The 11,465-nt window shown below is 73.6% G+C and carries 10 protein-coding genes and 1 tRNA gene; 6 read left to right on the top strand and 5 right to left on the bottom strand.

The window, feature by feature from the left end:
- Positions 1 to 20 precede the first annotated feature (20 nt).
- The gene (locus ABEB09_RS21440; protein WP_345694027.1) at positions 21 to 1,109 is read right to left on the bottom strand and encodes an LLM class flavin-dependent oxidoreductase; all 1,089 of its coding nucleotides are present in this window, start codon (positions 1,107 to 1,109) and stop codon (positions 21 to 23) included.
- Between the two features lie 235 nt (positions 1,110 to 1,344).
- Positions 1,345 to 2,082: an aspartate racemase/maleate isomerase family protein gene (locus ABEB09_RS21435; RefSeq protein WP_345691531.1), complete on the bottom strand. Its 738-nt coding sequence runs from the start codon at positions 2,080 to 2,082 to the stop codon at positions 1,345 to 1,347.
- A 74-nt stretch (positions 2,083 to 2,156) separates the two neighbouring features.
- Between ABEB09_RS21435 and ehuB the strand changes: the two genes are divergently transcribed.
- The 6 genes from ehuB (at position 2,157) to ABEB09_RS21405 (ending at position 6,205) form a co-directional block, all read left to right on the top strand.
- Complete coding sequence (gene ehuB, locus ABEB09_RS21430; protein WP_345691530.1) at positions 2,157 to 3,056, top strand: ectoine/hydroxyectoine ABC transporter substrate-binding protein EhuB; 900 nt, start codon at positions 2,157 to 2,159, stop codon at positions 3,054 to 3,056.
- Positions 3,053 to 3,709: an ectoine/hydroxyectoine ABC transporter permease subunit EhuC gene (ehuC, locus tag ABEB09_RS21425; RefSeq protein WP_345691529.1), complete on the top strand. Its 657-nt coding sequence runs from the start codon at positions 3,053 to 3,055 to the stop codon at positions 3,707 to 3,709. Before ehuB ends, ehuC begins: the two co-directional genes overlap by 4 nt.
- Complete coding sequence (gene ehuD, locus ABEB09_RS21420) at positions 3,706 to 4,356, top strand: ectoine/hydroxyectoine ABC transporter permease subunit EhuD (RefSeq protein WP_345691528.1); 651 nt, start codon at positions 3,706 to 3,708, stop codon at positions 4,354 to 4,356. Before ehuC ends, ehuD begins: the two co-directional genes overlap by 4 nt.
- Positions 4,346 to 5,131: an ectoine/hydroxyectoine ABC transporter ATP-binding protein EhuA gene (ehuA, locus tag ABEB09_RS21415; RefSeq protein WP_380841871.1), complete on the top strand. Its 786-nt coding sequence runs from the start codon at positions 4,346 to 4,348 to the stop codon at positions 5,129 to 5,131. Before ehuD ends, ehuA begins: the two co-directional genes overlap by 11 nt.
- A gap of 166 nt (positions 5,132 to 5,297) precedes the next feature.
- Positions 5,298 to 6,056: an IclR family transcriptional regulator gene (locus ABEB09_RS21410; RefSeq protein ID WP_345691527.1), complete on the top strand. Its 759-nt coding sequence runs from the start codon at positions 5,298 to 5,300 to the stop codon at positions 6,054 to 6,056.
- Positions 6,057 to 6,131: 75 nt separating this feature from the next.
- Positions 6,132 to 6,205 (top strand) — tRNA-Lys (locus ABEB09_RS21405).
- A 102-nt stretch (positions 6,206 to 6,307) separates the two neighbouring features.
- Here ABEB09_RS21405 and ABEB09_RS21400 read toward each other — a convergent pair.
- The 3 genes from ABEB09_RS21400 to ABEB09_RS21390 all read right to left on the bottom strand — a co-directional run bounded on the left by ABEB09_RS21400 (position 6,308) and on the right by ABEB09_RS21390 (position 11,431).
- On the bottom strand, positions 6,308 to 6,898 hold the full coding sequence (locus ABEB09_RS21400) for a lytic polysaccharide monooxygenase auxiliary activity family 9 protein (protein ID WP_345691526.1): 591 nt from the start codon (positions 6,896 to 6,898) through the stop codon (positions 6,308 to 6,310).
- 121 nt (positions 6,899 to 7,019) lie between these two features.
- Positions 7,020 to 8,471 carry an SPFH domain-containing protein gene (locus ABEB09_RS21395; protein ID WP_345691525.1) on the bottom strand — a complete coding sequence of 484 codons (1,452 nt, stop codon included), beginning with the start codon at positions 8,469 to 8,471 and terminating at the stop codon, positions 7,020 to 7,022.
- 1,643 nt (positions 8,472 to 10,114) lie between these two features.
- Positions 10,115 to 11,431 carry a peptidoglycan-binding protein gene (locus tag ABEB09_RS21390; protein WP_345691524.1) on the bottom strand — a complete coding sequence of 439 codons (1,317 nt, stop codon included), beginning with the start codon at positions 11,429 to 11,431 and terminating at the stop codon, positions 10,115 to 10,117.
- Positions 11,432 to 11,465: the final 34 nt, after the last annotated feature.

Here is an 11,465-nt window from a genome sequence, read left to right as displayed (position 1 = left end):
GCCGCCGGGACGACGACCGCTCACGCGTCGGCGGCGGCCATCCCGTAGGCGTCGGCGATCAGTCCGTAGCTGCGCAGCCGTGCCTCGCCGCTGTGCACATTGGCCGTGATCATCAGCTCGTCGGCACCCGTGCGCTTCTGCAGCTCGTCGAGACCGGTCCGCACCTCGTCCGGCGTGCCGTGCACGACGTCCGCGAGCCAGCCGTCCACGAAGTCCCGCTCGACCGGCGCGAACGGGTACGCCTCCGCCTCCTCCGGCGTCGGGACGAGGCCGGGGCGGCCGGTCCTCAGCCGCACCATCGACAGCGCCCCGGTCAGCACCTGCCGGCGCGCCTCGCGCGGGTCGTCGGCGGCCAGCGCCTGGACGCCGATCAGCGCGTAGGGGGCGTCGAGCACGGGCGACGGGCGGAAGGAGGTCCGGTACAGGTCCAGCGCCGGGATCGTGTTGCGCGCCGAGAAGTGGTGGGCGAAGGCGAACGGCAGGCCCAACTCCCCCGCGAGGCGCGCGCTGAACCCCGAGGAGCCGAGCAGCCACACCGGCGGCCGGCCCGTGGGGCCCTGCACCGGGCCCGGCACGGCGTGGACACGGGCGTAGGGGTGCCCGTCGGGGAAGTCGTCGTCCAGGAACCGGATCAGCTCGGCGAGCTGCTGCGGGAAGTCGTCCGCCCCCCGGTCGGGCAGGTCCGTGCGGCGCAGCGCGGCGGCGGTCGCCCCGTCCGTGCCGGGCGCGCGGCCGAGGCCCAGGTCGATACGGCCCGGGGCCATGGCCTCCAGGGTGCCGAACTGCTCCGCGACGACCAGCGGGGCGTGATTGGGCAGCATGACGCCGCCCGAGCCGAGCCGGATGCGGCGGGTGCGAGCGGCGAGGTGGGCCAGGATGACGGCCGGGGACGACGAGGCGACGCCGGGCATGGAGTGGTGCTCGGCGACCCAGTGGCGGTGGTAGCCGCGGGACTCGGCGAGCGCGGCGATCTCCACGCTGGTGGCCAGGGCCCGGCTCGCGGTGCTGCCGCCGCCCACGGTGACCAGGTCCAGTACGGACAGGGGCACGCGGGCCGTGCCGCTCGCCGTACCGCGTATGCCCGTGTCCCGCCCCGCCGTGTCCCGCATCGCCTCGTCGCTCACCGGTGGCCCTCCCGCGCCGCTGTTGCTGTACGGGGCGGGATAACAGGAGGGGCCTTCCGTTTATTCCTGGGCTTGTTGCATGGCGGCGCGGGGCGGCGCTTTCCGGCCATGCGGGCCCTCGCATCCGGCGGGCCCCCGAGTCATGCGGCCCTCGCGTCATGCGGGCCCCGAGTCACGCGGCCCTCGCGTCATGCGGGCCCGCCTCATGCGGGCCCTCGCCTCATGCGGGCTCCTCACGGGCCCGGGGCTCCCAGGGCCGGGGCAGCCCGGCCGGTTCCTCCCCCGGCGGCTCGGGCCCCGGCTCCTCGCGGGCGAACAGCGCGCCCAGCTCGTCCGCCCACGCCCCGCGGCGCTCGGCCAGCCGCAGCCCCTCCCATACCGTCACCTGGGTCCCCGTCAGCACCGGCTTGCCGACCGCCGCCTCCGCCCCGGCCAGCGCGGCCACCGTGGGCAGGGCCGTGTCCGGGACGAGCACCGCCTCCGCCCGCGGATCGTCCGCCGCCCGCACCAGCTCCGCCACCGGTCCCGCCGCGAACGCCCTGCGCACCCCCACCACCTCGATCCCGGCGGCCTCCAGGAACCGGGCGAACCCCTCCGTCACGTCCTCCGGATACGTGCCGGCCACCGCGACCCGCGCGGCCCCCACCGCCCGTACCGCGTGCGCGAACCCGATCGACGTGCTCGACGCCGGCAGCCCGGCCGCCAGGGCCAGTGAGCGGGCCTGCTCGTGGGCCGCCTCCCAGCCGTGCACGAACGACCCGCCGGTGGACGCCCACACCACCGACTCGGCACCGGCCAGCCGCAGTTCCTCCGCGCCGGCCGCCAGCCGCTCGGGGTCCTCGCCCGGGCCCCGGTACGCGACGGAGTCGACGCGGATGTCGCTGTCCAGCAGCGTCTCGATCCGCCGGTAGTCGTCCTCGGGGTGGCCCTCCGGGCGGAGAAGTCCCACGGTGGTCATGGCCAGCCTCCTCTTCTCGCGGGCCGTCGCGGCCGTCAGGCATACCCGGGAGCGGTTCGGGTAGCCGCGCGCCCATGGCTCGTACCGCTCGTCACAGAGAAACAGCGCCCAGGCGCCCCATACGACGGCGCTCCCTGCTCCTCGGCACCGCCGCGGCCGGCGCCGCGGGCGCCCTGGGTTCCGCCGGCTGTGCGCGGGTCCCGTCCGGGGACTCCCTCGCACGGCTCAGATCCCAGCGCACGGTGCGCCTCGGCATCGCGGGCGAGGTGCCCTACGGATACGTCGACGACCAGGGCGCGTTCACGGGCGAGGCGCCCGAACTCGCCAAGGTCGTCTTCCGTCGCCTCGGTGTGGACCGCGTCCAGCCGGTCGCCACGGACTTCGCCTCCCTCATCCCCGGCCTCAACTCCCAGCAGTTCGACGTGGTGTCCGCCGGTATGTACATCAACAAGGACCGCTGCCGGCAGGTCCTGTTCTCCGATCCCGAGTACCAGATGCTCGACTCCTTCATCGTGCGCAGGGGCAACCCCAAGGGCCTGCGGTCCTACGAGGACGTGGTGCGCACGGGGGCACGCCTCGCCACGGGCGCCGGCTACGCGGAGATCGGCTACGCCGTGGCCGCCGGGTACCCCGAGAAGGAGCTGGTCATTCTCCAGGACCAGGTCGCCGGCCTGAACGCGGTCGAGTCCGGCCGCGTCGACGCCTTCGCCGGGACGGCGCTCACCACCCGCGCGGTGGTCCGGGGAAGCAGCCGGGCGGAGGCGACGAAGCCCTTCGCCGCGGTCGTCGACGGCGAGCGGAAGATCGACGGCGGCGCCTTCGCCTTCCGCCGCACCGACCGCGGCCTGCGGGACGCCTTCAACGCCGAGATCCACCGCATGAAGGCCAGCGGCGAGCTGTTCCGCATCCTGCGGCGCTTCGGCTTCGCCGCGTCCGAGATGACCACCCTCACCGCCGAGGAGCTGTGCCGATGACCGCCGGACTCTGGCAGAACTGGGTCCTGCCGGGCATCGGGACCACCCTCCGGCTGCTCGTCCTGAGCGCCGCCCTGGGCGCGCTGGTCGCCTTCTCCGTCGGCATGGCCCGTACGCACCGCTCCCGTACGGTCCGCTTCCTGGCCGGCTTCTACACGGAGGTCTTCCGCGGGACCTCGGCCCTGGTGCTGATGTTCTGGCTGTTCTTCGTGGTGCCCCCGCTGCTCGGCTGGCAGCTGGTGCCCCTGTGGGCCGCGGTGCTGGCGCTGGGTCTGTCGTACGGGGCGTACGGCGCCGAGATCGTGCGCGGCGCGCTCAACGCCGTGGCCCCGGCCCAGCGGGAGGCGACGGTCGCGCTCGGCTTCACTCCCTGGCAGCGGATGCGGCTGGTGCTGCTGCCGCAGGCGGTGCCGGAGATGATCCCGTCCTTCTGCAACCTGCTGGTGGAGCTGCTGAAGGGCACCGCCCTGGTGTCGCTGCTCGGCATCGGCGACGTGTCGTTCGCCGCGTACCTGGTGCGGCTGGCCACCCAGGACAGCGCCCGGATCTACTCGGTCGTGCTGGTCGTCTACTTCGTGATCGCGTTCGTGCTCACCCGCTCCATGAAGGCGCTGGAGCGCAGGGCCAAGGCGAACCTGGGGGTGGCGGCATGAGCTGGGACTGGTCCGCCGTCGTGGACTTCCTGCCGCGCTTCGCCGACGGGCTGCTGGTCACCCTCCAGGTGCTGTTCCTCGGCTCGCTGATCGCGTTCTCGCTTGGCCTGGTGTGGGCGGCCGCGTTCCGGGCGCCGAGCCGGCTGGTGCGGTGGCCCGTGAACGCCGTGACCGAGTTCATCCGCACCACCCCGCTGCTGGTGCAGCTGTTCTTCCTGTTCTTCGTGCTGCCGGAGTGGGGCGTGCAGTTCTCCGCGTTCACCACCGGCACGCTGGCGATCGGGCTGCACTACTCGACGTACACCGCGCAGGTCTACCGGGCCGGCATCGACGCCGTGCCGGCCGGGCAGTGGGAGGCGGCCACGGCGCTCAGCCTGCCCGCGCACCGCACCTGGCTGGCGGTGGTCCTGCCGCAGGCGCTGCGGCGTACCGCCCCGGCCCTGGGCAACTACGTGATCGCCATGCTGAAGGACACCCCGCTGCTGGCGGCGATCAGCGTCCTGGAGCTGCTGCAGCAGTCCCGGCTGGAGAGCGCCGCCACCTTCCAGTACACCGAGCCGCTGACCGTCGTCGGCGTCGCCTTCGTCCTCATCGCCTATCCGGCTTCCCTTCTCGTACGAGCCCTGGAGCGCCGCCTTGCGCACTGAAAGCACCCCGGAAAGCAGCCCCGAGAGCACCGCCGGGACCACCGGACTCATCCGCTTCACGAACGTCAGCAAACGGTTCGGCGGCACCACCGTCCTGGAGAACCTCTGCTTCTCGGTCGACGCCGGCAAGCACGTCACGCTCATCGGCCCGTCCGGCTCGGGGAAGACCACGATCCTGCGGATGCTGATGACGCTGGAGAAGCCCGACCGCGGCACCATCGACGTCAACGGCGGACGGCTCTTCCCCGCCGACGAGAAACAGCGGCGCGAGGTCCGCAAACAGATCGGCATGGTCTTCCAGCAGTTCAACCTCTTCCCGAACATGTCCGTGCTGCGCAACATCACCGAGGCCCCGGTCAAGGTCCTCGGACTCGGCCGCGACGAGGCCGTGGAGCGGGCGCGGGACCTGCTCGACCTGGTGGGGCTCGCCGACCGGGCCGACGCGCGGCCGTCCCAGCTCTCCGGAGGTCAGCAGCAGCGCGTGGCGATCGCCCGGGCACTGGCGATGCGGCCGAAGGTGCTGCTGCTGGACGAGGTCACGTCGGCGCTCGACCCGGAGCTGGTGGCGGGGGTGCTCGACGTGCTGCGCGACATCGCGCGGTCGACGGACATCACGATGCTGTGCGTCACCCATGAGATGAATTTCGCCAGGGACATCTCGGACGAGGTGCTCATGTTCGACTCCGGCAGGGTGATCGAGGCCGGTTCCCCGGGGAAAATCTTCTCGGAGCCGGAGCACGAACGTACGCGCGAGTTCCTCGGCGCAGTGCTCTGACCTCGTCCTCCTTGGCGGTGTTGTGTCCCTGGCATATGCCAGACGGTCGCGCCGCAGCGTATGCGCCTGGGGCGCAAGGCATTCTTGTCAACAGGCGCCCCGGAAACGGCCTTTGGCGGTTATCGTGGTACGGAAGCATGCGGTCACAACCTGGTAGGGGGAAACCGTGGCGCTTAAGCCCGAGCCGACCGCGCCGTTCCACTCGGTGCAATACGCCCTGCGCGTTCTCGAAACGGTGTCCCGGCACGGCGGCGGAGTCACCGATGTCCAGCTCGCGCGCGAGACCGGGTTGCCGACCGGACACCTCACCTCACTGCTGCGGATGCTCCGCCGCGAGGGATACGTGGAGCAGGTCGCCGACGGCGCCTACGTCGTCGGCGACTCGCTGATCCTCCTGGGCTCGGGCGCCACGCGCCGCGAGGCCCTGGAGGCGAAGCTCCAGGAGACACTGAGCGACCTGCGGGACACGGTGGGCGCCGCCGTGTACATCAGCCGGTACATCGACGGCGAGGTCAAGATCACGCAGATGGCTGACGGGCCGCACACCCCGAAGGTCAACGAGTGGGTCGACTTCCGCTCGGCGGCGCACGCCAGCGCGGTCGGCAAGTGCCTGCTGACCCAGCTGGACCAGAACGGCCGCCGCGACCACCTGTCCCGGCACAAGATCGCCCGGCTCACCTCGCGGACGATCACCAGCGAGAGAGTGCTCTTCTCCAAGCTGGACAGCCAGCCGCCGACCGTCCCGGTCCTCGACCTCCAGGAGTACGCGGTGGGCACGGTCTGCGCGGCGGTGCCGCTGACGGCCGGGTCGTCGGTGGGCTGCCTGGCGCTGTCGCTGCCGATCGAGCACGCCCACCGGCTGCGGGCGGCGGCCGACGCGCTGAACCGCAGGGCGGCTCCGGTGGTGCTCTCGCTGGCGCTCTGAGCGGGTGATCGCTCCTGATCACGGTGGTGGTCAGGAGCACCCCTCGGGACCAGGTAGTATTACTTCTGTCAGCGGGCGCCGCTAGCTCAGTTGGTTAGAGCAGCTGACTCTTAATCAGCGGGTCCGGGGTTCGAGTCCCTGGCGGCGCACAGACGGAAGAAGCCCCTCGCGGAAGCGGGGGGCTTCTTCGTATGCGGTCACCGGCTACGGCGGTCCCGGCTCAGGGCCGCCGCGCGCCGGCCGGAGCGGGATCAGAACTGGACGTCCGAGCAGGCGTAGAACGCGTTGCTCGTGTCATGGACGGTCCAGACCGCGAGGATCAGGTGCCGGCCCGTCTTGCCGCTCGGGACGGTGCCCTGGTGCGTGAGCGTGTAGGGCGGCTGCTGGCCGCCGTACGGCACGGTCAGGAACGGCTGGGAGTCCAGGGCCGCGCGGGTGAGCGGCCTGGTCGGGTCCCACCCGTTGCGGGTGATGTAGTACTTGAAGTCGGTGGTGCGGTGCGGGGCGGTGAACTGCCAGCGGAACGTGTAGCTCTGGCCGCCCGACAGGCGGGTCGTCGGCCAGGCGCCGCCGCGCGGGTTGTCCAGCTCCGCGAACCTGCTGTTGCCGCCCGCGCAGATCGTGCCGTCGGCGGGGCCGCCGGACGGGAAGCCCTTGGGGCCCTCGACCGACTGCGGCTCCCACTGGATGGCGCCGCAGCCCGTCACCGTGCCGTTGGCGCAGAGCTTCTGCCGGCTGATCGGGGCGTCGGTGTACCCGTGGCTGCCGGCGGTGCCGGTGGCGAGCACCGACGCACCGGCGACCCCGAGGGCCACCAACGCCGTGGCTATCTTCTTTCGCATGCTGTCGCTCCGAGAGGACGTGGGGGAGTTCCTTGACCCGTGCTGCACGCGCGCAGTAGTGCCTGTGGCGGTCTAGACCAAGCTCCAATGTATGGACGCTAGTTGAGCATGTCCATACCAATCACGCGCCTTCGGCCGGACCGTTCCGCCCCGTGTAGAAGGCCACCGTCAGGTCCTTGACCAGCGCCTTGCGGTCGTAGTCGTCCAGCTCGACCAGACCACGCGTGGTCAGCCGGTGGACCATGTCGTCCACGGCGTCCACGACCGTGCCGAGGACCGCGTCCCGGTGCTTGGCGTCGATCGCCGCGACCCTCCGCCGCTGCATCGCGGCCGCGATCTCCGGCGCGTACTCGATGAGGACCGGCTGGGCCGAGAAGACCTCGATCCCGACCGGTGCGCACTCCGCGGACACCATCCCCGTCAGCGCCTCCCCCACGGCCTCGGCGTTCCGCAGGGTCGGCCCGTCCTCCTGGAAGGCGTCCGCCGGCAGCTGCGACAGGACCCGGGCCAGCGCCGCCTCCACCTGCTCGCGCAGGTACCGCTCGTGGTCCGCCACCGCGAGCGCCGCCTGCGCGGTGTCCTTGATCCGCCACACCACCAGCACCACGGCCCGCAGGGCCGTGCCGTTCGCGTCGACCACGGGCAGCGGCTCACTGCGCCAGTGCCGCAGCCGTACGTCGATCCGCCGGCGCATCAGGAGCGGGCTCACCCACACCAGGCCGGTCCGCCGCACCGTGCCGCGGTAGTCGCCGAACAGGCTGAGCACCCAGGCGAAGCCGACCCGGCCCCGCATGACACCACCGAAGGCGAAGACCCCCAGCAGCATGCCCAGCGCCAGCAGCAGGGACGGCCCGATGGCCAGCCCCGAGTACGGGTGGAACGGCAGGCCCAGGGCCTCCATCACCGGCTCCGGCACGGCACCCGCCCACCAGACCACCACCGCGCACACGACGATCGCGGCGCATCCGGCCAGCAGGCCGGCCCAGCCGGGCAGTACGGCGCCGGGCCGCTCGGTCAGCTGAAGATCGGTCGCCGGCGCGGGCCGCACCTGCTTGTCGCCCGACACCCCGGCGTGCCGCCGGCCCCGCTTGCGCCCGGGGGCCGGCTTCGGGTCCGGGCGGTCGGCCTGCTGCTCGCCGCCGGAGCCACGGCCCCGGCTCAGGTCGAGGTGCCGGGCGCCCCTGAGATCCCGGATGCCGCCGAGGTTGCGCGGCAGCGCGCCGTCGCCGTCACGACGGACGGCCCGTTCCCCGTCGGCCACCCGGTCCAGGTCGTGATCACGGCCCATGTCGAGATCAGCGGCACTGCTGAGAACGTGCGAGGACGGGTCCGCCTGGTCACGGCCGGCGGCCCACTCCCCCACCGCACCGCTGACGTTCTGCGGCGACGCACCCGTCCGGTCGGGACGAGCGGCCTGTTCCCCACCCGTGTGCGGCGGCGTACCGGCCTGGTCGGGGCGCACGGCCTGCTGCCCCTCCGGGACTCGGCCCAGGCCGAGATCCACCGCGCCGCTGACGTTCCGCGCCGACGCGTCCCTCTCGTCACGGCGGGCAGCCTGCTCCCCCTGCGCCACCCGAGCCCACTCCGAGCCCTGACCCACACCGAGATCAGCCGCAGCGCTGACGCTCCGCGCCGAAGCACCCACCTCGTCACCACCGGCAGGCTGCCGACCTTCCGAGAACCGGTCCACGCCGAGATCCACCGCGCTGCTGGCGTTCCGCGCCGACGCGTCCCTCTCGTCACGGCGGGCAGCCTGCTCCCCGTGCGCCACCCGAGCCCACTCCGAGCCCTGACCCACACCGAGATCCGCCGCAGCGCTGACGCTCCGCGCCGAAGCACCCACCTCGTCACCACCGGCAGGCTGCCGACCTTCCGAGAACCGGTCCACACCGGGATCCGCCGCGCTGCTGGCGTTCCGCGCCGACGCGTCCCCCTCGTCACAGCGGGCAGCCTGCTCCCCCTGCGCCACCCGAGCCCACTCCGAGCCCTGACCCACACCGAGATCAGCCGCAGTGCTGACGCTTCGCGCCGAAGCACCCACCTGGTCACCGCCGACGGGCTGCCGACCTTCCGAGAACCGGTCCACGCCGAGATCCACCGCGCTGCTGACGTTCCGCGCCGACACGCCCGTCTCGCCGCGGCCGTCGGGTCGTTCGGCCTCCGGAACGCGGTCCACGCCGGGATCCGCCGCGCTGCTGACGTTCCGCGGTGACGCATCGGTCTGGCCACGACGGGTGGCCCGCTCCCCGGGAGCGGCCCGGGTCTGATCGGTGCCGCGGGCGCCGTCCGCGTGTCGCGCACCGCTGCTGTTCCGTGGAGTGCCGGCGCTGCGCGCACCCATGAGGTCCCACGGCGCTTCGCCGCCCAAGTCCCTGCCTCTGTCGAGGTTCCAGGGCAGGTCGTCGATCTCGTCGCGTACCGCCGGTCCATCGAGCGGTTCAGGGCCCGGGCGGCCCGACGCGGCCGGGGGCGCCGGTGCCGCGGGGGTGAGCGTGGGTCCGGCCTCCGACGTGGGAGCGGGGGCCACGGGCGATCCGGGGTCGTCCGGCAGGTCCCAAGGCATCGGCGCCCAGATCCCCGTCGACGCGACGGAACCGGTCGCGCCCGTCGTGCCCGACGCCGTCGGGGCCCCGTTGGCCCGCTCGGCCGACGGAGTGGGATAGGGGGCCGCCGCCGCGGCAGCCGGTTCCGCCCGACCGGGCGCGGCCGCCGCGTCGGTCGTACCGGCCGGGCCCGCCCACGCCGCCCGGCCGGCCGTGGCCGCCGGGTAGGCCGACGGAGCCGTACGGGCGGCGGCCGACGGACCGGCCGATGCCGCCGCCGCACCCGCCGATGCCGGCGGACCTGCCGCAGGCGCCGGATCCGCCGGACCGGCCGCGCCTGCCCATGCCGCCCGACCGGCCGGCGCCGCGGGATCGACCGGGCTTCCCCATGCCGCCCGACCGGCCGGTGCCGCCGGATCCGCCGGGCCGGCCGAAGCCACCGGACCAGCCGGACCAGCCGGAGCAGTCGCGGCCGCCGGATCGGACGATCGCGCTGGATCCGCCGGGTGGGCCGGCTCCTCCGCCGGTGGTGGGGTCTCGTCGCGGAACAGTAGGTGGACCGGGATCGGGCCGGTCGTCTCGTTGCCGATCAGGGGGACGCGTCGGCCCGTGGCCGCGCCTTCCGCCCCCGGTGTCGCCGTGGTCATGGTTCCCACCTCGTCGTCGTGCTCGGTCATCGGAAGAGCCGCCTCCATGTCTCGGGGCCCGGATGGCCGTCCGCGGCTCCGCCGCGCCAGCCCTGTGCCCGCTGGAAGTCCTGGACGTTGCGCCGGTCGGCCTCCCCCCAGCGCGGGGAGGGGCCCGTCGTGTAGTGCCTGCCGAAGCCGAGCTTCACCAGCCGGCGGCCCAGCATCTCGACGTATGTGTTCGACCGGCCGGGCCGGAAGTGGCCCCGGCCGGGGTAGCGCGGCACCGCCGCCGAGCGGCTGGTGCCGCCCGCGATGTCGCGGCCCTCGCCCCGCACCAGCAGCCGCCAGGTGTGCGGCCCCGGCAGGCCGTTCGCCTCGCTGCCGCGCCAGCCCTGCGCCCGCTGGAACGCCTGGGTCGCCCGCCGGTCGGCGTCGCCCCACCGGGGCCCGGGTCCCGACGCGTAGAAGCGGCCGCCGCCGCGCTCGACGAGCAAGTGCCCGAGCCGGGTGACGTACGCGTTGTGCGCCCCGGGGCCGAAGTGGCCGCCTCCGGGGAAGGCCGTCGCGGAGGCCTTGCCGCCCGGGGCGCCGTCCGAGGGGGTGTGCTCGGTGACGAGGCCGTTGTAGCGATAGGGGATGTACCGGGACGAATTGGCCCAGTACGCCATGGGGGTGGGCTGCTTGCGGGTCCGGGGCTTGCTCTGCTCGTAGGCGATGTAGTGGGTGTGCCGGTAGTCGGTCCAGCCGCCGAAGATCGTGACGTGGGAGCCCTTCGTCGGGTCGGCGGGGTTGTGGAAGAGCAGGATGTCGCCGGGCGCGAGGTCGTCGCGGGCGATCCGGGTGCCGTACCGGGCGAGGCTGCCGGTCCACTCGTTGCCGGGCAGGCCCCAGGCCATGGACACATAGCCGGAGCAGTCCTGCCGGTAGCCGTCCGTCCAGTACTTCTCCATCGAGTACGGGACCTTCTCGCGCAGCCAGATCTTCGCCCGGTTGATGATGTCGGCCCGGGTCCTCCTGGGCAGCGAGGCGGTCGAGACCTGACCCGCCGTCGGGCCGGCGTGCGGGCGGCCGTGCAGCCCGCCCGCGCCTCCCTGCGGGTTACCGGTGTCCGGGTCGCCCGTGCCGTGGCCCGCCGGGTGGAACGGGCCGGCCGGCGGCGCGGCGGCCCCCGCGGCCGCGCCGCCGCCGAGGACCACGCCCGCGGCGGTGACCAGCACGAGGGCGCGGCGTGCGCCGTGGGCGGCCGGGTGGCCGCCGGCCCGCACGGCCGGTCTGAGCGCGAGTTCCCGCCGCCGCCGGGCGCAGCCGGGGCACGGACAGTCCGCGGCGGGCTCGTACTCCTCGAAGACCGGAACGGCCATACGGTTCCCCTCCACACTCGGCGAGTTCTTTCCG

Source organism: Streptomyces coeruleoprunus, from assembly GCF_039542925.1.
GTDB classification, from domain to species: domain Bacteria; phylum Actinomycetota; class Actinomycetes; order Streptomycetales; family Streptomycetaceae; genus Streptomyces; species Streptomyces coeruleoprunus.
This window is presented reverse-complemented; position numbering and strand designations above follow the sequence as displayed.

Excerpts from the sequence above, each read along its gene's own strand:
- ABEB09_RS21390 (WP_345691524.1), bottom strand. The coding sequence starts at position 11,431 with ATGGCCGTTCCGGTCTTCGAGGAGTACGAGCCCGCCGCGGACTGTCCG.
- ABEB09_RS21435 (WP_345691531.1), bottom strand. The coding sequence starts at position 2,082 with ATGACCACCGTGGGACTTCTCCGCCCGGAGGGCCACCCCGAGGACGAC.
- ehuC (WP_345691529.1), top strand. The coding sequence starts at position 3,053 with ATGACCGCCGGACTCTGGCAGAACTGGGTCCTGCCGGGCATCGGGACC.
- ehuD (WP_345691528.1), top strand. The coding sequence starts at position 3,706 with ATGAGCTGGGACTGGTCCGCCGTCGTGGACTTCCTGCCGCGCTTCGCC.
- ABEB09_RS21400 (WP_345691526.1), bottom strand. The coding sequence starts at position 6,898 with ATGCGAAAGAAGATAGCCACGGCGTTGGTGGCCCTCGGGGTCGCCGGT.
- ABEB09_RS21440 (WP_345694027.1), bottom strand. The coding sequence starts at position 1,109 with ATGCGGGACACGGCGGGGCGGGACACGGGCATACGCGGTACGGCGAGC.
- ehuB (WP_345691530.1), top strand. The coding sequence starts at position 2,157 with ATGGCTCGTACCGCTCGTCACAGAGAAACAGCGCCCAGGCGCCCCATA.